This window comes from Rhizobium sp. F40D2 (genome assembly GCF_051810745.2).
Taxonomy (GTDB): Bacteria; Pseudomonadota; Alphaproteobacteria; order Rhizobiales; family Rhizobiaceae; genus Rhizobium.
Map to the genome: position 1 here is coordinate 441,527 of NZ_JBPWQX020000004.1, position 19,211 is coordinate 460,737.

At 60.6% G+C, this 19,211-nt stretch carries 16 protein-coding genes and 2 pseudogenes; 12 read left to right on the forward strand and 6 right to left on the reverse strand.

Features of this window, described 5'->3' with window-relative positions:
- The first annotated feature begins 62 nt into the window (after positions 1 to 62).
- On the forward strand, positions 63 to 2,360 hold the full coding sequence (locus tag ACS4RS_RS30745) for an FdhF/YdeP family oxidoreductase (RefSeq protein WP_449314138.1): 2,298 nt from the start codon (positions 63 to 65) through the stop codon (positions 2,358 to 2,360).
- Positions 2,357 to 2,641, forward strand: a complete 285-nt coding sequence (locus ACS4RS_RS30750; protein WP_439012016.1) for a hypothetical protein — start codon at positions 2,357 to 2,359, stop codon at positions 2,639 to 2,641. Before ACS4RS_RS30745 ends, ACS4RS_RS30750 begins: the two co-directional genes overlap by 4 nt.
- Positions 2,642 to 2,754: 113 nt before the next feature.
- On the opposite strand, the pseudogene ACS4RS_RS30755 reads toward ACS4RS_RS30750, so the two are convergent.
- The 6 genes and pseudogenes from ACS4RS_RS30755 to ACS4RS_RS30780 form a co-directional block, all read right to left on the reverse strand.
- Positions 2,755 to 3,743 (reverse strand): annotated as a pseudogene (locus tag ACS4RS_RS30755) (helix-turn-helix domain-containing protein).
- Between the two features lie 1,183 nt (positions 3,744 to 4,926).
- Positions 4,927 to 6,006 carry a betaine/proline/choline family ABC transporter ATP-binding protein gene (locus ACS4RS_RS30760; protein WP_439012017.1) on the reverse strand — a complete coding sequence of 360 codons (1,080 nt, stop codon included), beginning with the start codon at positions 6,004 to 6,006 and terminating at the stop codon, positions 4,927 to 4,929.
- A complete protein-coding gene (locus ACS4RS_RS30765) occupies positions 5,999 to 6,886 on the reverse strand; it encodes an ABC transporter permease subunit (RefSeq protein WP_439012018.1) in 888 nt (295 codons plus the stop codon). Before ACS4RS_RS30765 ends, ACS4RS_RS30760 begins: the two co-directional genes overlap by 8 nt.
- 93 nt (positions 6,887 to 6,979) lie before the next feature.
- Positions 6,980 to 7,981 (reverse strand): ABC transporter substrate-binding protein, encoded by a 1,002-nt coding sequence (locus ACS4RS_RS30770; protein ID WP_439012019.1) that lies wholly within the window; start codon positions 7,979 to 7,981, stop codon positions 6,980 to 6,982.
- 67 nt (positions 7,982 to 8,048) lie between these two features.
- Entirely contained in the window at positions 8,049 to 8,843 is a 795-nt protein-coding gene (locus tag ACS4RS_RS30775; RefSeq protein ID WP_439012020.1) for a pyrroline-5-carboxylate reductase dimerization domain-containing protein, read from the reverse strand.
- A gap of 11 nt (positions 8,844 to 8,854) precedes the next feature.
- Positions 8,855 to 9,484, reverse strand: a complete 630-nt coding sequence (locus ACS4RS_RS30780; protein ID WP_439012021.1) for a TetR family transcriptional regulator — start codon at positions 9,482 to 9,484, stop codon at positions 8,855 to 8,857.
- Between the two features lie 146 nt (positions 9,485 to 9,630).
- Here ACS4RS_RS30780 and ACS4RS_RS30785 point away from each other — a divergent pair, with 146 nt between their 5' ends.
- The 10 genes and pseudogenes from ACS4RS_RS30785 to ACS4RS_RS30830 form a co-directional block, all read left to right on the forward strand.
- A complete protein-coding gene (locus ACS4RS_RS30785; RefSeq protein ID WP_439012023.1) occupies positions 9,631 to 11,667 on the forward strand; it encodes an oxidoreductase in 2,037 nt (678 codons plus the stop codon).
- 43 nt (positions 11,668 to 11,710) lie between these two features.
- The gene (locus ACS4RS_RS30790; RefSeq protein WP_439012024.1) at positions 11,711 to 12,316 is read left to right on the forward strand and encodes a dimethylsulfoniopropionate lyase; all 606 of its coding nucleotides are present in this window, start codon (positions 11,711 to 11,713) and stop codon (positions 12,314 to 12,316) included.
- 34 nt (positions 12,317 to 12,350) lie between these two features.
- The gene (locus ACS4RS_RS30795; RefSeq protein WP_439012026.1) at positions 12,351 to 13,100 is read left to right on the forward strand and encodes an electron transfer flavoprotein subunit beta/FixA family protein; all 750 of its coding nucleotides are present in this window, start codon (positions 12,351 to 12,353) and stop codon (positions 13,098 to 13,100) included.
- A gap of 25 nt (positions 13,101 to 13,125) precedes the next feature.
- Complete coding sequence (locus ACS4RS_RS30800) at positions 13,126 to 14,055, forward strand: FAD-binding protein (protein WP_439012027.1); 930 nt, start codon at positions 13,126 to 13,128, stop codon at positions 14,053 to 14,055.
- A 15-nt stretch (positions 14,056 to 14,070) separates the two neighbouring features.
- The gene (locus ACS4RS_RS30805) at positions 14,071 to 14,772 is read left to right on the forward strand and encodes a dimethylsulfonioproprionate lyase family protein (RefSeq protein ID WP_439012029.1); all 702 of its coding nucleotides are present in this window, start codon (positions 14,071 to 14,073) and stop codon (positions 14,770 to 14,772) included.
- A gap of 200 nt (positions 14,773 to 14,972) precedes the next feature.
- Positions 14,973 to 16,100: an S-(hydroxymethyl)glutathione dehydrogenase/class III alcohol dehydrogenase gene (locus ACS4RS_RS30810; RefSeq protein WP_439009878.1), complete on the forward strand. Its 1,128-nt coding sequence runs from the start codon at positions 14,973 to 14,975 to the stop codon at positions 16,098 to 16,100.
- A 3-nt stretch (positions 16,101 to 16,103) separates the two neighbouring features.
- A complete protein-coding gene (gene fghA / locus ACS4RS_RS30815; RefSeq protein ID WP_449314094.1) occupies positions 16,104 to 16,940 on the forward strand; it encodes an S-formylglutathione hydrolase in 837 nt (278 codons plus the stop codon).
- 55 nt (positions 16,941 to 16,995) lie between these two features.
- The gene (gene gfa / locus ACS4RS_RS30820; RefSeq protein WP_179612424.1) at positions 16,996 to 17,565 is read left to right on the forward strand and encodes an S-(hydroxymethyl)glutathione synthase; all 570 of its coding nucleotides are present in this window, start codon (positions 16,996 to 16,998) and stop codon (positions 17,563 to 17,565) included.
- A gap of 465 nt (positions 17,566 to 18,030) precedes the next feature.
- Positions 18,031 to 18,267 (forward strand): BrnA antitoxin family protein, encoded by a 237-nt coding sequence (locus ACS4RS_RS30825; protein ID WP_003592402.1) that lies wholly within the window; start codon positions 18,031 to 18,033, stop codon positions 18,265 to 18,267.
- Between the two features lie 63 nt (positions 18,268 to 18,330).
- Positions 18,331 to 19,186, forward strand: a pseudogene (locus ACS4RS_RS30830) (DDE-type integrase/transposase/recombinase); the annotation flags it as partial.
- Positions 19,187 to 19,211: the final 25 nt, after the last annotated feature.

A 19,211-nucleotide genomic window follows, 5' to 3' on the forward strand; every position in this document is an offset into this window, starting at 1 on the left:
TTTTCTATCAAACCATCGTGCCTGTGACCTTGATGTTTTCCGTGCTTCGACAATAAGGGCGCATGGACACAAAATTCATTGGTAAGAAATCGGCGGCCGCCGGCGGCTGGGGCGCTTTGAAGAGCTGCGGCAAGCAATTACTGCAAAGCGGCATGCCCATCTCGGGCGCGCGCTCCATGCTGAAGGCGAACCAGCCGGATGGGTTCGATTGCCCGGGCTGCGCCTGGGGCGATCCGGAACATGGATCGTCGTTCGAATTCTGCGAAAACGGCGTGAAGGCGGTTGCCTGGGAAGCGACGGAGAAGCGGGCAACGCCCGCCTTCTTCGCGCAAAACACGGTATCTGAATTGCGCCGGCTGACGGATTATGAACTGGAACTCAACGGCCGCCTCACGCATCCGATGCGCTATGATGCGGCGAGCGACCGTTATCTGCCGGTTTCGTGGCAGGATGCGTTTGCCGAGATCGGCGGCATCCTGAAGGGCCTCGATACCCCCAACCGGGCGGAATTCTATACTTCGGGCCGAGCCAGTAACGAAGCCGCCTTCCTGTATCAGCTGTTCGTGCGCGTCTACGGCACCAACAATTTTCCCGATTGCTCCAACATGTGCCATGAAGCAAGCGGCATCGCCATGCGCCAAGCTGTCGGCGTCGGCAAGGGTACGGTGCTTCTTGAGGATTTCGAAGAGGCCGACGCGATCTTCGTGATCGGGCAGAATCCGGGCACCAACCATCCCAGAATGCTCGGTGACCTGCGTCGCGCGGCGATCCGCGGCGCGCGCATCGTCGTCTTCAACCCTGTCCGTGAGCGCGGCCTGGAACGCTTCTCCGATCCGCAGGACAAGATCGAGATGCTGAAGGGCGGTTCGACCGAGATCGCCAGCCTTTATCTGCAGCCGCAGCTCGGCGGCGACATGGCGGCGGTGCGGGGCATGGCCAAGGCCGTGCTGGCCGCGGAAGACAGAGCGGTCGCCGCCGGTCTGCCCTCCGTCCTCGACCATGCATTTCTCACCGAACACTGCGCGGATTTTCAGGCGTATCGGACAGCGGTCGAGGCCACAGGCTGGGCTGAGATCGAGGACCAGTCGGGACTGAGCCGGGAGGAGATCGCACGGGCGGCCGATGTCTATATCAACGCCGAACGCGTTATCTGCACCTGGGCGATGGGTGTCACCCAGCATTTGCATTCGGTCGCGACGATCCGCGAGATCGCCAATTTCATGTTCCTGCGCGGCAATATCGGCAAGCCGGGCGCCGGCCTTTGCCCGGTGCGCGGCCATTCCAACGTACAGGGCGACCGCACCGTCGGCATCAACGAAAAGCCGGCGGAGGATTTCCTCGATGCGCTGGAGAAGCACTTCCGCTTCACTGTCCCCCGCGAGCATGGTCACAATGTCCTTGCCGCGATCGGCGCGATGCTCGACGGCTCGGCCGAGGCTTTCATCGGGCTCGGCGGAAATTTCGCCCGCGCCTCGCCCGACAGCGCCCTCGTCGAAAAGGCGCTTCGGCAGCTGAAACTGACGGTGCACATCGCGACCAAACCCAATCATTCGCATCTCATGCCCGGTGAGGCGGCCTTCATCCTGCCCTGCCTCGGACGCACCGAGATGGACTTCAACGCGGCGGGCAATTCCCAGCTCGTCAGCGTCGAGGATTCGATGAGCATGGTGCATGGCTCCGCTGGCATCAACCGGCCGGCCTCGCCGCATTTGCTATCGGAAGTCGCCATCATTGCCGGCATTGCAGAAGCGACGGTTGGCTCCGCCGTGGTCGGTTGGGCGGACCTCGCCGACGACTACGACCTTATCCGCGATCATATCGAGGCGACCATTCCGGGTTTCGAAGACTATAATGAGCGCCTGCGCAAGCCGCGCGGTTTCCACCTGCGCAACGCAGCAAGCCATCGGGAGTGGGACACACCGGCAGGCAAGGCGTCATTCTCGTCCGAGGCGCTTCCGGAGGAGACGGTCCATCAGCGGGCGCGAAAGGGCGCGGGACGTCGTTTCGCCCTGCAGACATTCCGGTCGCACGATCAATACAATACGACGGTCTATGGTCTGGATGACCGATATCGCGGCGTCTACGGAGAGCGGCAGGTCATTTTCATTCATCCGGCCGACCTGAAGGCGATGAATGCCGAGGCCGGTGACCGCATCGATTTGGTCGGCGAGCATGATGACGGCATCGAGCGCATCGCCGAGGATTTCCGCCTGGTGCCCTATGACATTGCGAGGGGAAGCATTGCCGGTTATTATCCCGAGCTGAACGTGCTGGTGCCGCTCGGCAGCGCCGGCAAGGAAAGCGATACGCCTACCTCGAAATCGATCATGGTGTCCTTGCGCGCGCGAAACGCCGCGTGAGCGAAGAGCCATCCGACGCCGATCAATTTTTCACCCTTGTCGCTGCGGCGCAAGCCGGGGACATCCGCCTGACATCCATACAGGCGGGCCTCCTCGTTGCCGCCGAGCTGGGGATCGCGCGCGACAGCCGCGCCTTTGCACGCAAGCTCGGGATCGCGCATTCCCTCGTTCTGCGGGAGCTCAACGCTCTGGCGGAGAGGGAAGGCGTGCTTAAAATCGTCAAGCGGGATCCGAGGACGATGAGGGTGCACTACATATTGTCGCCAGCTTCTTCGTCCTAAAGCGTGTCGCGATCTTTTAGATCTGCTTGTCACGCTTTAGGTCTTTGTTTTTCCGCATGTCTTTATCGCAAAACCGGAGCAAATTTTTGCGGGACATGCTTTAACCCCGACGGCTACAAACGGCAGACGCGCTTGCGGGTGTCGGAAGGGTATTCCCCGTAGGTCGATTTGTAGACTGCGGAAAACCGGCCGAAATGAAAGAAACCCCATTTGAGACAGATCCCTTTCATGCTCTCCTTGCTCTCGGGGTCGAGCAGCTCCTGTCGCGCCGCGCGCAGGCGAAGCGTCAACAGATAGACGGCGGGAGAGGTGCCTCTGAAGGCGCGGAAGCCGGTTTCGAGCGCCCGGCTGGAGACGCCGGCCGCTTCGGCGACCTTCGGCATGGTGATCGGCTGATCGATATTGGCCTGCATGAATTCGATCGCCTTGCGGACATGCCGGGGAGCGATGAGGGCAGGCTCCTTGTCGAGGAAATGCGACAGCCGGTTCGGCACCATGCGCACGACAAGATCGGCCAGTGCCTGGGTCATATGCGCCATGGCGATCGGCGACTGCAGCAAGGGGCCGTTGTCTCGCATGCCGATGGCGATCGTCTCCGTCAGGTTGCCGATCGTCCGGTCGACAGATCCAGTTCGGGCAGCAGGTCGAGAGAGCCGCTGAACGGTATTTCGAACGTCTGGCCGATCGTCTGCAGGATCACCGACCAGTTGATCAGCAATTCGTCGATGACATTCGACTGGCCGTACATGAGGACACTATCTGGTTCGAAGTTGTTATAGAGAAGCAGTTTTCCTTGCCCCGCCTCGGCGACGCGGGATCCATAAGTCACCCCCATGCCGCCGCTGCGCGGCACGACAATCGACAAATATTCCGCTGTATCGACGGTCGGTTCGATGTTGAACTGAAACTCCGCCTCGTGATAGCCGGTCAGCAGGACAGCGCGGTCACTCGCGGCAAAGTCCAACCCCCAGTGGAAGTCCTGGACGCGGCCGACAGGCTCGGCATCGAAGGCGCCGAAGGCGCCGCCGAGCGTTTCGACCATGTTGTCGAAGGACGAACCGCAAAACCGGAACGAGAATGGCGCAGGGCTATTTTCGGACATGCTGCTCCCATTGTTCAGTGTGGCTGCGTTGACCTGCCCTTCTTAACTGCTTGCAGATCCCGGCGCGACGCGCGATCCCTGCTGACGGATGGACGTGCGTACCTCTATCCGCCATGCCGGTCGTCATCGATCGCCGCGGATTGGGCGAGGCTTGCCTATATTCTAGCTTATCGGGGTTTGGAGCGCAGCAGGCCTTTGTCGAGCAGGTGGATCTCCGCACGGTATCGGCAGCGAGATTAGCGCCTTGCACAAGCCGGGTACGGTCGAACTCGGACGTGGCAGACGTCAAACAATCCAACCTGTTGAACGCATTATCGATAGTTCCCATCCGCTTAGTCTTTGCAGCTTAAGGGCAGGAACTGGCAGACATGGGAACAATAGGCAAGCCGTCACGCCGCCGGCTATCGGTGATGAAACGATTACGCAGAGGGGCAATTTTATGGGGTGTATCCGTGAGGCCACGAAAGGCTCAACGCGGCGATCTTGCCGAGACACGCATCATCACTGAAGCTGTGGAGAATATCCCAATCAGGGATCTGCGCAGTCGCCTGCCGAAGGTTCTATAGTGGACCGCTTAATAGCCTTCGGCAGGCAGACAGGCATGCTGGCATACGCACGGGATGGGGTGCGTATGTATGATCCCTTTCATCCGTTTTGGGGGTGATGGATGAACGGGCGCTGCTTGAGGACCGCAGACCATCATGGCCTTGGTCGACAATCATCTTATTGCTCCGTGGCCATCGAGCAATTGTCGGCCGCCGATAAAGTCGGCCAAGCGGCTTTTCGCGACGCAGTCTGGACTGGTTTTGCGCAAAATGTATAGGAAAGCGCTGGCTCGAAGCATATTCGCGCCGCAGCTTGCGCAAGGTGGATAGAGGTCTTGAATGTCTCGTTTGGCACGCAGGAAGAGCTTGCATAAGAAGCAGCAGAACGCTCCGGCGTCACAGCTCCAAGGCCGCCCGCCTACCCTCATAAAGCCATGACGCGCGCTTGGCGCGGCGCTCGGATCTCTATGACGTCGATACCCTGCGAGCGCAATTCCTCGCCCAGCCGGTGTTGTGATCGGGGAGGCCTCAAGAAGCCATTGCAAGCATTTTCAAGGTCCGGCGGCGGCCGGCTTCCCGGCGATGGCGACGCGCTCGGTGTCGCCAGCGAAACGGACAGACCGCCGCCTTTCGAAACTTCAGAGGGCGACCGACAGAGCGCTGTCGCGCCGAGGAGCCACCTCCTGTGAGTTCACCATCGCACTCGCGAGCTGGCGGAAGGTGACCAGTCCTAAGGTTTCCCCGGAAGGCGAAACCACCCTGGCGTCGCCCTCTGGCGCCGATGACAACATCCGGACGGCCTCTTCGACGGTCGTTCCCGCCAAGATCGCCAGTCCAACCGGCGCCGCACCGGAGTGCAGCGGCGTCATGACTGCCTCGACATGGATGACCCTGCCGCGATTGACCTCCTTGACGAAGTTGGCGATGTAGTCGTCGGCCGGGCGCAGGACAATGTCCTGGCTGGTGCCCTGCTGGATGACTTCGCCGTCACGCAGGATGGCGATCTGGTCGCCGAGACGCAGTGCCTCGTCGAGATCGTGGGTGATGAAGACGATGGTCTTCTTGATCTCCTTCTGGATATCGAGAAGTACTGTCTGCATATCGGTGCGGATCAACGGATCGAGCGCCGAATAGGCTTCGTCCATCAGAAGCACCGGGGCGTCGTTGGAGAGAGCTCTCGCCAGGCCGACGCGCTGCTGCATGCCGCCGGAGAGCTGGTTGGGATATCGCTGCTCGAAGCCCTTCAGCCCGACCCGCTCCAGCCAGCGCATGGCGACGTCGACGGCTTTCGTCCGCTCCATGCCCTGCACTTCGAGGCCGAAGATGGTGTTGTCGAGCACATTGCGGTGCGGCAGAAGCGCGAACTTCTGAAACACCATCGCCGTCTGGTGCCGGCGAAACGCCCGCAATTCGGTCTCGTTCATCTTGACGACATCGACGCCGTCGACCAGCACTTCGCCGGCGGTCGGGTCGATCAGCCGGTTGATGTGGCGGATCAGCGTCGATTTGCCCGACCCCGAAAGGCCCATGACGACCTGGATGCGGCCAGAAGGGATTTCGACATTGATATCCCTGAGGCCGAGCACATGGCCGTGCTTTTCGTTGAGTTCGGTCTTTGACATTCCCTTCTGAACCGCCTCCACATGCGCGGCGGGGTTGGGACCGAAGATCTTGTAGAGGTGGCGGATCTTGATGCCGCCGAAATGATGCTCAGCCATGGACGGTCTCCCGATGCTTCTGGAGCCTTTTGCCATATGCCTGGCTGACTCGGTCGAAGATGATGGCGATGCCGACGATGGCAAGGCCATTGAAGATACCCAGTGTGAAGTACTGGTTGGCAATCGCCTTGAGCACCGGCTGGCCGAGGCCTTGGACGCCGATCATCGAGGCGATGACCACCATGGCGAGCGCCATCATGATCGTCTGGTTGATGCCGGCCATGATGGTGGGCAGCGCCAGCGGCAGCTGCACCTTGAACAGCTTCTGCGATCGCGACGTGCCGAAGGCGTCGGCGGCCTCGAGCACGTCCTTGTCGACGAGCCGGATGCCGAGATCGGTCAGGCGGATCATCGGCGGGATGGCGTAGATGACGACGGCGATCAGGCCGGGGACCTTGCCGATGCCAAGCAACATGACGACGGGGATGAGGTAGACGAAGCTCGGCATGGTCTGCATGACGTCGAGGATCGGATTGACGACGCGCTGCAGCCGGTCGGAGCGGGCCATCAGGATGCCCATCGGAATGCCGATGGCGATGGACAGAATCGTGCAGACGAAGATCATCGAGACCGTCCGCATCGTATCGTCCCACATGTCGAAATAGCCGATCAGCATCAGCGTCACCAGACAGCCGAAGACGATCTTCAAGCTGCGGCTGGCAAACCAGGCGATGGCAAGGACGATCAGGGTGATGATCGGCCACGGCGTCTGCGTCATGAACCGCTCGGCGGCAATCAGGAAATGCTGCAGCGGCACGAACAGGGTTTCGATGCCGTCGCCATAGGCGCGGGTGAAACCGCGAAAGCCGTCATCGATCGCCTTCTTCAGATTGCGAAGCGCGTCGTCGTTCATATGCGGGAATTTGTAAAACCAGTCCATGCGTTTCCCCTTTTTCTTAAAAAGCCGTGGCAGTTTTTTTGATTTTGTCGGCACGTGAGAAGCGGTGCGCTTTCGCGCACCGCACTATTGGTTTTAGAGAGCAGCTTCGATCTTCGCGGCTGCCTCCGGCGAGACCCACTTCGTCCAGATGTCCTTGTTTTCTTCCAGGAAGTGCTTGGCGCCGTCCTCGCCGGTCGCCTGGTTGTCGGTCATCCAGGCCATCAGCTTGTTGACCGTTTCATTGCTCCAGGAGCGCTTCGCCAGATAGTCCATCACTTCGGGCCCGGCCTTTTCCGAGAAAGGCTTTGCAACAAGGGTGACGATCTTGTCGACCGGCCATGCATTCGGCTTCGGATCGGGGCAATCGGCGACCGTATTGCAGCGCTTCCATTCGGCAGCGTCGTTCGGCACGCCGGCTTCCAGCTTGACCATCTCATACTTGCCGAGCAGCGCGGTCGGCGCCCAGTAGTAGCCGGCCCAGCCTTCCTTGCGTTCGTAAGCCTTGGAGATCGAACCATCGAGGCCGGCGGCAGAGCCGGTATCGACGAGGGTGAAGCCGGCCTTGTCGGCTTCGAAAGCCTTGTAGAGCTGTGAGGTGACGACCGTGCCGCCCCAGCCCTGCGGACCGTTGAAGATGGCGCCCTTCTTCGGATCCTCGGGATCGGGGAAGAGTTCCGGATGCTTCAGCACGTCGCCGATCGTCTTGATATCGGGATGGGCATCGGCGACATATTTCGGGATCCACCAGCCCTGCACGCCGCCATCCGGCAGCGGCGAGCCGACCTGGACGATGCGGCCTTCTTCCGTGCCCTTCTTGACGACGTCGGGCAGCAGATCGATCCAGGCTTCGGGCGCGATATCCGGCTGGCCTTTTTCGGCCATGGAGGTGATCGTCGGGACGGTGTCGCCGACCGTGATGTCAGCACTGCAGCCATAGCCTTCGTTCAGAATGAACTTGTCCAGGTTGGAGAGAACTTCGGCGCTCTGCCAGTTCATGCTGGCGATGGTGACGTTGCCGCATTCGGCGGCGCTGGCGAATGACGCGCCGCCGATCAGGCCGAACGTCAGACACGTCGATGCAAGTAATTTCTTCATTCTCGTTCCCTCTGTTTAGCGGCTTGTCTTGTCGAGCGGGGTGCCGCAGTGCCCGCCCCAACGGTCGTCAGGAAACCTTTCCCATACTCACCGATTTCTGAAATGCTGCCGACAATCCCTTGGCAACCGAAGCGTCGAATCCCGCAGCGCGCATGCTGTGGATGGCCGCCGCAGTCGTGCCGCGATAGTCAAGAAATGTTTGAACGACGTCATCCGGGCACTCGTCATGGCGCTCCAAAAGGCGGCCGGCGCCCGATATCACCGTATTGACGGCACGGCGCGCAATCTCGGCCGGCAGGCCGTGGGCGACGGCATCGCTCATCATGGCGGCCGCAAGCAGCGCCGGGAACGCCGGTCCGGAACCGGAAAGGCCTGTGAGGTAATCGATGTCGCTTTCCCTTGCGACTTCGTCTTGTGAGCCGCAGGCGTCGAAAATGGCGCGGACGACGGCGCGGTCGCCTTCGGTAATGTCGTCCACAGCAATCCACGGCGTATAGGACTTAGCCACTTCGGCACCGGCATTCGGCAGGGCGCGGACAACACGACCGGTCTTATGCCGTTGCGAAAGGGCGGCAAGACCGATGCAGGCCATGACCGAAATGACGAGCTTGCCGCCGGCATCGACGTCAAGGGTCCGCCAGTCATCGGGCCGGACGGAGAGAAGGATCACGTCCGAGCGGTCGGCAAGCGCCTGATTGTCGGACGTCCAGAATGAATTCGGGAAGCGATCCGGCTGCTGACTGCGATAGGAGAGCGAGAGATTTCCAGGCTCGACCAGGCCGGCATCGACAATCGAGCCGGCGATTGCTCCGCCCAGCCAGCCGCTGCCGCCAATTATGCCGATCGTCAAGGAAACGGTCATCCGAGTCTCCTCTAACCGGGCCTGTAGCCATGCCGGGAGAAGAAGCGATCAAGCTCCCTCTGCTGCGGCACTTCGCCCGTGTAGATCGCTATATATTCCGGAATCCGTTTCATGCGGACGGCAAGTTCCTCCCTCGATTGCATGGAGATATATCCGATCTGAACAAGGTAAGTTGTGCGCGCTCTGACATCCGATGTCGTTTCTGGTAGCCCGAACCGCATGAACATGCGTTTTAGCGCCTCCAGTCGGATCTGATCGGCCTGCTGGACCTCTGCCAGAAGCTGGTCGGATTGCAGCGCCCAGCTGCGCACGGCAAACTCGAACTTCGCGTCGAACAGATCGTTGTCGAGCCAGCAATCGAAGACGTTGAGCATCGCTTCGGCCAGCGATTCCGCATAGGCTTCCGACCGCTTGACGATATTGCCTGTGTTTTTTTCGCGCCATAGCGCCACCAGCGCGCTCAGCAGCTCCTCTCGATCCTTGAAGAACCAGTAGAAGCTGGTGCGCGAGAGATTGAGCTTCTTCGCCAGCGGCAGAATTTTCACCGAATCCACGCCGGATTCCAGCAGGGAGTGATAAGCTGCTTCCAGCCATCCCTCCTGCGATCCACGCCAGCCAGTCTCATTCAAAGCCTGATCCATACGTTATCTCCTATCAAATTTTGAAGCCGCGCACAAGAAAAATGTACATTAGTGTCTAAAATAGAGACTCGGCTGTTTTGATCGTTGACACATATGTACATTGCGCTTAGCTTCTCCCTCGATGTTTTAATCCGGAACCACGGCCCATGTCGAATGATCCCCTTTTGCAGCCCTATCAGCTCAAGCATTTGAAGTTGCGCAACCGTATCATCGTGACCTCTCACGAGCCGGCCTATCCGGAAGACGGCATGCCGAAGGAGAAGTATCGCGCCTATACGGTCGAGCGGGCAAAGGGCGGGGTGGCTTTGACGATGACGGCGGGCTCGGCGGCAGTCTCCAAGGATAGCCCGCCGGTCTTCAACAACCTGCTTGCCTATAAGGACGAGATCGTTCCCTGGATCAGGGAGATGACCGACGCCGTGCACGAAGAGGGTGCGGCGATCATGATCCAACTGACCCATCTCGGTCGGCGCACGCGCTGGGACAAGGGCGACTGGCTGCCGGTCCTCGCCCCTTCGCATCATCGCGAGGCTTCGCACCGCGCCTTCCCGAAGAAGTTGGAAGATTGGGATATCGAACGCATAATCAAGGATTTCGCCGACGCGGCCGAACGCATGAAGGCGGGCGGCATGGACGGTGTCGAACTGGAGGCCTACGGTCACCTGATCGACCAGTTCGTGTCTCCGCTCACCAACGAGCTCGATGGCCCCTATGGTGGCTCGCTGGATAATCGTCTGCGCTTCTGTTTCGACGTGTTCAAGGCGATCCGGAAAAGAGTGGGCGACGATTTCATTCTCGGCCTGCGCTATACCGCCGACGAATGTCTTCCCGGCGGCACCGGCAAGGCCGAAGGCCTCGAAATCTCCAAGCGCCTCAAGGAAAGCGGTCTCATCGATTACTTGAACGTGATCCGCGGCCACATCGATACCGACGCGGGGCTCACCGACGTCATCCCGATCCAGGGCATGGCGAATTCACCACATCTCGACTTCGCCGGCGAAATCCGGGCCGCGACCGACTTCCCGACCTTCCATGCGGCGAAGATTCCCGATGTCGCCACCGCCCGCCACGCAATCGCGGCCGGCAAGGTCGACATGGTCGGCATGACCCGCGCCCACATGACCGACCCGCACATCGTCCGTAAGATCATCGAAAAACGGGAGGAAGATATCCGTCCGTGTGTCGGCGCCAATTACTGTCTCGATCGCATCTACCAAGGCGGGGCTGCCTACTGCATCCATAATGCCGCGACGGGCCGCGAACTGACCATGCCGCATGTCGTAGCGAAGGCCGACGCCAGGAAAAAGGTCGTTATCGTCGGTGCTGGCCCGGCCGGTCTGGAAGCGGCGCGCGTCGCCGGAGAGCGCGGCCACAAGGTCGTCGTCTTCGAAGCGGCGAACAATGCCGGCGGCCAGATCCGGCTCACCGCGCAGAGCGAGCGCCGCAGGGAAATGATCAGCATCATCGACTGGCGCATGAGCCAATGCGAGAAATACGACGTCACCTTCCGCTTCAACAGCTGGGCGGAGGTCGACATGATCGAAGCCGAGAACCCCGACGTCGTCATTATTGCGACCGGCGGCTTGCCGCATACCGAGGTTCTCTCGCGCGGCAACGAGCTGGTGGTTTCTTCTTGGGACATCATCTCCGGCGATGTGAAGCCTGGCACCAACGTTTTGATCTTCGACGATGCCGGCGACCATGCCGGTCTTCAGGCGGCGGAGTTTCTCGCCAAGGCAGGCGCCAAGGTCGAGATCATGACGCCGGACCGGTCGTTCGCGCCCGAAGTCATGGCGATGAACCTCGTGCCCTATATGCGATCTCTTCAAAAGCATGACGTGACCTTCACCGTCACCTATCGCCTGGAGGCCGTCGAGAAGAGCGGCAACCAGCTGGTTGCCCATGTCGGCAGTGATTACGGCGGGATTGCCAAGCAGAGCAGCTTTGACCAGATCGTCGTCAATCACGGGACCATCCCGCTCGACGAACTCTATTTCGAGCTGAAGCCCAGCTCGAGCAATCTCGGCGAGATATCGCACGACCAGCTTCTTTCCGGGGAACCGCAGTCCGTCATGCGCAATCCCGAGGGCAAGTTTCAGCTGTTCCGCATCGGCGATGCTGTCGCTGCGCGCAATACGCATGCCGCCATTTATGACGGCCTGCGCATCGCCAAGGATATATGATCGCAGGAGCGGCCGCTCGTCGGCCGCTCATTTCGGGGACGATATGAGTTTGCGTGAAGAAAGCCTCCAGCGTTTCGTGGTTGCCGCGTCTCTGGCTTTCGATCGGTTCGCGAAGGCCCCCGAGGCGCGGCGCTCGATCCGTCAATTTTTTGCGGCGCTGGAGCAGCCGGGGATCGCGCGTGCTGGGGAGGGAAGCCAATTGCCCGTCTGCGCTCAGCTTGATGTGGCGCTTGCGGTTGATCCCTCCTATGATCCTTCGCTGGTGCGATTGATCGAGGCGTTCAAAGGCATCGAGCCGATGCTTGAATGGCGTCGGCGCACCAAGTATGACCACACCGCCGGCGACAATTTCGTCGATGGGCATGCCAATGCCATGATCGTCGGCCCGGGAGGATTGGAGGAGCGGAGCGACCTGTGGCTGGGTGTGACATTGCTGGCGCCGCACGTGCGCTATCCCGATCACGACCACCCGCCGGAGGAAGTTTATCTCGTGCTTTCCGAGGGAGAATTTCAGCAAGGGGAGGGGAACTGGTTTTCGCCTGGTATCGGCGGATCGTTCTACAATATCCCCGGGATCAAACATGCCATGAGGTCGGTGGACACACCGCTCTTCGCCTTCTGGGCGCTGCTTGCCGAACGGCCGCACTGATGGCCGGCAGTCTAGAAATAAAGGGGTTTTGCAAATGAAGATTCTCGTGCCCGTCAAGCGCGTCGTCGACTACAATGTGAAGATCCGGGTGAAGCCGGATGGTTCGGGTGTCGAGCTTGCCAATGTGAAGATGTCGATGAACCCGTTCGACGAGATTTCGGTGGAAGAGGCGCTACGTCTGAAGGAGGCCGGCAAAGCCGAGGAAGTGGTGGTGGTCTCGATCGGCCCCGCCAAGGCCGAAGAGACGCTGCGGACCGCCCTTGCCATGGGTGCCGACCGGGCGATCCTGGTCGAAACCGACGATCAGGTCGAGCCGCTGGCCGTCGCCAAGATCCTCAAGGGCGTGGCCGATGCCGAACAGCCGGGTCTGATCATCGTCGGCAAGCAGGCGATCGATGATGACAGCAACCAGACCGGCCAGATGCTGGCAGCACTGCTGGGTTCGGCCCAGGCGACTTTCGCCTCGAAGATCGAGATCGGAGATGGCAAGGCTGAGGTGACCCGCGAGGTCGATGGCGGCCTGCAGACGATCGAGATCAAGCTGCCGGCAGTGGTCACATCGGACCTCAGGCTGAACGAACCGCGTTACGCCTCGCTGCCGAACATCATGAAGGCGAAGAAGAAGCCGCTCGACAAGAAGTCGCCGGCTGACTTCGGTGTCGACACCACGCCGCGGCTGAAGGTGCTGAAGACCGAGGAGCCCAGTGGCCGCAAGGCCGGCGTCAAGGTCAAGTCGGTCGCCGAACTGATCGACAAGCTGAAGAACGAAGCCGGCGTGCTGTAATCGGGCAGGAACAGGAGCAACTATCATGACCATTCTTCTTCTGGCCGACCACGACAATGTCAGCCTCTCCGACCAGACCGCCAAGGCACTGACGGCAGCAAGCCAGATCGGCTCCGATATTCATGTGCTGGTTGCCGGCAAGGGCGCCAAGGCTGCGGCCGATGCCGCTGCCAAACTTTCCGGCGTCTCCAAGGTGCTGCTGGCCGAAAGCGACGCGCTTGCCAACAATCTCGCCGAACCGCTTGCCGACCTGATCGTCTCGCTGGCCGGCTCCTATGACACCATCGTCTCTGCCGCCACCTCGGTCGGCAAGAACGTGCTGCCGCGGGTGGCTGCCCTGCTTGATGTCGCCCAGGTCTCGGAGATCATCGAAGTTGTCAGCCCCGATACCTTCAAGCGGCCGATCTATGCCGGCAATGCCATCCAGACGGTGCAGGCAAGTGATGCCAAGAAGGTCATCACCGTGCGCACCGCCTCGTTTGCTTCGGCCGCGGAAGGCGGGTCTGCCTCTGTCGAGGCGATCGCGGCCGTTTCCGATCCGGGTCTGTCGCGTTTCGTGAAGGACGCGCTGTCGGCCTCCGACCGGCCGGAACTGACCTCGGCGAAGATCATCCTTTCCGGCGGTCGGGCGCTGGGCTCGGCGGAGAAGTTCAAGGAGGTCATCCTGCCGCTTGCCGACAAGCTCGGGGCTGCCGTCGGCGCCAGCCGTGCGGCCGTCGATGCCGGCTACGCCCCGAACGACTGGCAGGTCGGACAGACCGGCAAGGTCGTCGCCCCTGATCTTTATATTGCCGCCGGCATCTCCGGGGCCATCCAGCATCTGGCCGGCATGAAGGATAGCAAGGTGATCGTCGCCATCAACAAGGACGAGGAGGCGCCGATCTTCCAGGTCGCCGACTATGGCCTGGTTGCCGATCTGTTCGAAGCTCTGCCGGAACTGGAAAAGGCGCTCTAAGCGAGGGGACTGAACGTGGCGCGCGCGGTGGGACGTCCAATCAAACGTGGGGCCGATCTTCTTCTGAACGATGAGGAAAAGCCGGCATATATACGGCTGCACGACATCGGCAGGGAAAGGCGTCCTCGGCCGCTGCAGGAATTCCTCAACGACGTCGGCGGGCTGATGTTGTCGGCCGACGCCCCAGCCGTCGCCAGTTTCGTCGCGGGCAAGGTTCTGCAGCGGCTGCTCAAGACAGGCAAGGTGCGCCCCCTGGAGGGCGGCCCTCTTGCCGGTGCGCCCGAGGGGCTTGATGACGCCATTGGCCATCTTGCTAAATCAGGACGGAAATACGAGGCGATTGCCGGCCAATTCATGAGTCTTGCCGATAGCCTGCTCTGGCGACGCGGCCGCTCGGGTCCGTTTGCAAGCCTGAATTTTGGCAATACGCATTCTCATGCTGTTCTGGTCGGCCCCGGCGGCATGGAGGAGCGCGCCGATCTCAGGGTCGGCGTGATCTATATGGACCGCTATACCCGGTTTCCCGATCATGTTCAGACGCAGCCGCGGGCCTTCATTCTGCTTTCTCCCGCAGAAATCTGCCTTGGCAATTCGCAGTGGTTCTCTGCCGCGACCGGCACGGTCTTCGCGAACGATGCAGGGCAATCATTCGCGATAAGATGCACGGCAAGGCCGCTTCTCGCGGTCTGGTGCCAGATCGAGCCGGAGACGCGGTGAGGTTGGTTTTGGTGGCGATCGGCGAAAGCCGGTGGCGAGGCTAATGCATGTCGCCCGGAAGTGTGCAGCGGTTCCGGGATAACGACATGCATAAAAACAACAAACTAGAGCGCGGTGCATGAATCAAATTCGATGCAACGCGCTTTAGCCTATCCGAATATGTAGCAGTCAGAATTCAATTTCAGAGGAAGGATATCAAAATGGACGTTCGCGCCGCCGTTGCCGTTCAGGCAGGAAAACCGCTCGAAGTGATGACCGTGCAGCTGGAAGGTCCGCGGGCCGGCGAAGTGCTGGTCGAGGTCAAGGCGACGGGCATTTGCCACACCGACGATTTCACCCTGTCCGGCGCCGATCCGGAAGGCCTGTTTCCGGCCATTCTCGGCCATGAGGGTGCCGGCATCGTCGTCGATGTCGGCCCCGGCGTCACCTCGGTCAGGAAGGGCGACCATGTCATCCCGCTCTACACGCCGGAATGCCGGGAATGTTATTCCTGCCTTTCCCGCAAGACCAATCTCTGCACGGCGATCCGCTCGACCCAGGGCCAGGGCGTGATGCCGGACGGTACCTCGCGCTTTTCGATCGGCAAGGACAAGATCCATCACTATATGGGCTGCTCGACCTTCGCCAATTACACCGTGCTGCCGGAGATCGCCCTTGCCAAGGTCAATCCCGACGCCCCCTTCGACAAGATCTGCTACATCGGCTGCGGCGTCACCACCGGCATCGGTGCTGTGATCAACACCGCCAAGGTCGAGATCGGTTCGACGGCGATCGTCTTCGGTCTCGGCGGTATCGGCCTCAACGTGCTGCAGGGCCTCAGGCTCGCCGGCGCCGACATGATCATCGGCGTCGACATCAACAATGACCGCAAGGCCTGGGGCGAGAAATTCGGCATGACGCATTTCGTCAATCCGAAGGAGGTCGGCGACGACATCGTGCCCCATCTCGTCAATATGACCAAGCGCAACGGCGACCTGATCGGCGGCGCCGACTACACCTTCGACTGCACCGGCAACACCAAGGTGATGCGCCAGGCGCTGGAGGCCTCGCATCGCGGCTGGGGCAAATCGATCATCATCGGCGTTGCCGGCGCCGGCCAGGAGATCTCCACGCGTCCGTTCCAGCTGGTCACCGGCCGCAACTGGATGGGCACCGCCTTCGGTGGCGCGCGCGGGCGTACCGACGTGCCGAAGATCGTCGACTGGTACATGCAGGGCAAGATCCAGATCGACCCGATGATCACCCACACCATGCCACTCCAAGACATCAACAAGGGCTTCGACATGATGCACAAGGGCGAAAGCATCCGCGGCGTGGTGGTGTACTAAGCCATGAAAACCATCTCGACCGAGAAGTCTCATGGCGGCACCCAAGGGGTCTATGTCAGCCGCTCGGAGGCCTGCGACTGCGACATGACCTTTGCGGTATATGCGCCGCCGCAGGCGGCGAAGGGCAATTGCCCGGTGTTGTGGTACCTGTCCGGCCTGACCTGCACGCATGCCAATGTCATGGACAAGGGCGAATATCGGCGGCTTGCGGCCGAGTTCGGACTGATCGTCGTCTGCCCGGATACCAGTCCCCGCGGCGACCACGTTCCGGATGAGCCGGACAATTGGCAGTTCGGCAAGGGCGCCGGCTTTTATGTCGATGCCACCGAGCCGCCGTTTTCGGCGAATTATCGCATGTACAGCTACATCGCCGACGAGCTGCCGTGCCTCCTTGCCGCGGAATTCCCCGTCGATATGGACCGCCAGGCAATCTTCGGCCATTCGATGGGCGGACATGGCGCGATCACCATCGCGCTCAAGAACCCGGACCGCTTCAAGAGCTGCTCGGCCTTCGCGCCGATCAGCCATCCCTCGGTTTCCGGCTGGTCGAAACCGGCCTTGCGGAAATATCTCGGGCCCGATGAGAAGACCTGGCGGGCCTATGACGCCTGCTCGTTGATCGAAGACGGCCACCGGTTCCCGGAACTCTTCGTCGACCAGGGAACAAACGATGGCTTCCTGGAGGACGGCCTGCGTCCCGACGAGCTCAGGCAGGCCTGCGAAGCGGCGGGCATTCCGCTGACGCTGCGCGTGCAGGAAGGCTACGGCCACTCCTACTTTTTCATTTCGACATTCATGGAGGACCATCTGCGCTGGCATGCGCAGAGGTTGACGAATTGATCGCAGAGCTCGGCCGGGCATAACGCAAACGGCCAAGGTGGGAAGGAGAACATCAATGAGCATAGCCATTCATCCGGCAGTGGATTCAGGCTTTCGAGCGACTGACGCTGCCTTTGCAGGCGGGACGCTGGTATGCAAATGCACGAGCAATCCGGTCAAGGTCAGGATCAAGGGCGATATCGCCCACAATCACGCCTGCGGCTGCACCAAGTGCTGGAAGCCCGAGGGTGCGGTCTTTTCGGTCGTGGCGGTTACGCCGACTGAGAACGTCGAAGTGCTCGAGAACGGCAACAAGCTCGCCGTCGTCGATGCCGCGGCCCTGATCCAGCGGCATGCCTGCAAGGAATGCGGCGTGCATATGTACGGGCCGGTCGAGCGCGAACACCCGTTCCAGGGATTGTCTTTCGTCCATCCGGAACGCTTCCAGGAAAGCGGCTGGGCGAAGCCCGGTTTTGCGGCCTTCGTGTCGTCGATCATCGAAAGCGGTTTCGATCCTGCGAAAATGGACGCCGTCAGAGCGCAGCTGAAGGCATCCGGTATCGAACCGTACGATTGCCTCAATCCCGGCCTGATGGATTATATCGCCACCTGGACCGCCAAGAAGAGCGGCGTTCTCGCCTCTTGACGAGGTCGACAAAGGCGCCGCGCCTGCGATGGCGCGGAGCTCTTTCGCCCTGCACCCACGATACCGGACGGCTTGCCCTCCAGCCATGGCGGCGATCTGTTTGATCTTATGGGCGGGCTGGAAGTCTTGTCCGTGTTCAACAAGCCAACATCAGCGCTATCACGACTGTTTTTCGGTCTGCTCAAACGTAGAACATTCACAACATGAGAACCGGCTACACATCGTGCGGCTCCGGAACGAGGCCCAGCTTTCCAACGCCTTACCAAGCCGCCTGGATTTCGTATCCTCTAGTGGTCAAGTGAGATTCGTGGTCGACACAACGCACTGCTGCAGGAGCGGTCGCTTTCTAAAACAGGGGTGGTTGCCATGACCGGAGCAGGTCAACGACCCGGAAGCGTCCCGGCGGACGATCAACCCTTTGAAAGACTGCCTGACCGCGGAATGAGCGAACCATTGGAGAGAAACGTGACCAAAACCCCGCGCCGCCCAGTCAATGCGCTTGATGCCGCGGAAGCCTTGTTCAAGCCCGCCAAAAAGGTCGCCGCCGCACCACCCGTCGCGCGGCCGGCGCTGCCGAACGTCAAGGAGCAGGTCACCCTGAAGCTCGACAGCGACGTGCTCGTCTATTTTCAGGAGGATGGCCCGGGCTGGCAAGACCGCATCAATGATGTGCTCCGAGCCGCCATGAGGAACGATCGCTAAGCGGTCATACGGCCGCTGCTTGCATCTTTTGTTTTATGGATTTCCAGTTCCGGCCGCAGTACGATTGCGGCGGCGCGGCGTCCTCATTGGAAATACACTGAGACGACTGCGGAGGTTTCGAGACGATCGCGGCGGAACCATAGCCCCGGCTCTCAAGGCGAAGGTGGCGCTTGCCGCCGTCAGGGGTGAACAGCGCTATTATCCCAGCATTTCGACGGACAAGCCAATCAGATTAAACAGTGGAAAGACCAGCTCCTTGAGGGAGCGACAGGCGTTTTCGGCGATGCCGCCAAAGCCGAACCGGCGGCTCCGACCGTCGATAATTAAAATCCTGCACGCCAAGATTGGGAGCTGACGTTAGCAAATGTTTTTATCCGGTGCGCTCGGCAAAGCCGGGCTGCTGAGCGGAAAGGAATGATCAACCGCGAGCACAAACTGTCCGTTGTCCGCCAGGCGAAGCTTCTCGGCCTCAGTCACGGCGGCTCTATGTTGCGACGCTGATGAAGAAGATGGGCATTGAGGCGATTTACTGTCGTCCCAACGCGTCTAAACCTGCGCCTGGTCACAAGGTCTATTGCTCGGGAAGCTGGCGGTCACCAGACCCACCCAGGTGTGGGCAATGGACCTGACATACATCCCCATGGGCCGGGGCTTCGTCTATCTCTTCGTTATCGTTGATCGGTTCTGTCGTGGCGGCTGTCGATCACGATGAAGACGGCCTTTTTGGATCGAGGCGGATGAGGAAGCTCTTTGCCGATATGACAAACCAGACATCTTCAATACTGACCGGGGGGCGCAGTTTACCTCAATCGACTTCACGGCGGTGCTGAAGAAGGCCGGGATTGAAATCTCGATGGATGGCCAGGGTGCACGGCGCGACAACGTCTTCGTCGAGCGGCTCTGGCGTTCGATCAAATATGGATAGGATTCTTTTGCTCTGAGCA

Excerpts from the sequence above, each read along its gene's own strand:
- ACS4RS_RS30800 (WP_439012027.1), top strand. The coding sequence starts at position 13,126 with ATGACCATTCTTCTTCTGGCCGACCACGACAATGTCAGCCTCTCCGAC.
- ACS4RS_RS30780 (WP_439012021.1), bottom strand. The coding sequence starts at position 9,484 with ATGGATCAGGCTTTGAATGAGACTGGCTGGCGTGGATCGCAGGAGGGA.
- ACS4RS_RS30810 (WP_439009878.1), top strand. The coding sequence starts at position 14,973 with ATGGACGTTCGCGCCGCCGTTGCCGTTCAGGCAGGAAAACCGCTCGAA.
- ACS4RS_RS30775 (WP_439012020.1), bottom strand. The coding sequence starts at position 8,843 with ATGACCGTTTCCTTGACGATCGGCATAATTGGCGGCAGCGGCTGGCTG.
- gfa (WP_179612424.1), top strand. The coding sequence starts at position 16,996 with ATGAGCATAGCCATTCATCCGGCAGTGGATTCAGGCTTTCGAGCGACT.
- ACS4RS_RS30785 (WP_439012023.1), top strand. The coding sequence starts at position 9,631 with ATGTCGAATGATCCCCTTTTGCAGCCCTATCAGCTCAAGCATTTGAAG.
- ACS4RS_RS30760 (WP_439012017.1), bottom strand. The coding sequence starts at position 6,006 with ATGGCTGAGCATCATTTCGGCGGCATCAAGATCCGCCACCTCTACAAG.
- ACS4RS_RS30745 (WP_449314138.1), top strand. The coding sequence starts at position 63 with ATGGACACAAAATTCATTGGTAAGAAATCGGCGGCCGCCGGCGGCTGG.
- ACS4RS_RS30765 (WP_439012018.1), bottom strand. The coding sequence starts at position 6,886 with ATGGACTGGTTTTACAAATTCCCGCATATGAACGACGACGCGCTTCGC.
- fghA (WP_449314094.1), top strand. The coding sequence starts at position 16,104 with ATGAAAACCATCTCGACCGAGAAGTCTCATGGCGGCACCCAAGGGGTC.
- ACS4RS_RS30795 (WP_439012026.1), top strand. The coding sequence starts at position 12,351 with ATGAAGATTCTCGTGCCCGTCAAGCGCGTCGTCGACTACAATGTGAAG.
- ACS4RS_RS30770 (WP_439012019.1), bottom strand. The coding sequence starts at position 7,981 with ATGAAGAAATTACTTGCATCGACGTGTCTGACGTTCGGCCTGATCGGC.
- ACS4RS_RS30790 (WP_439012024.1), top strand. The coding sequence starts at position 11,711 with ATGAGTTTGCGTGAAGAAAGCCTCCAGCGTTTCGTGGTTGCCGCGTCT.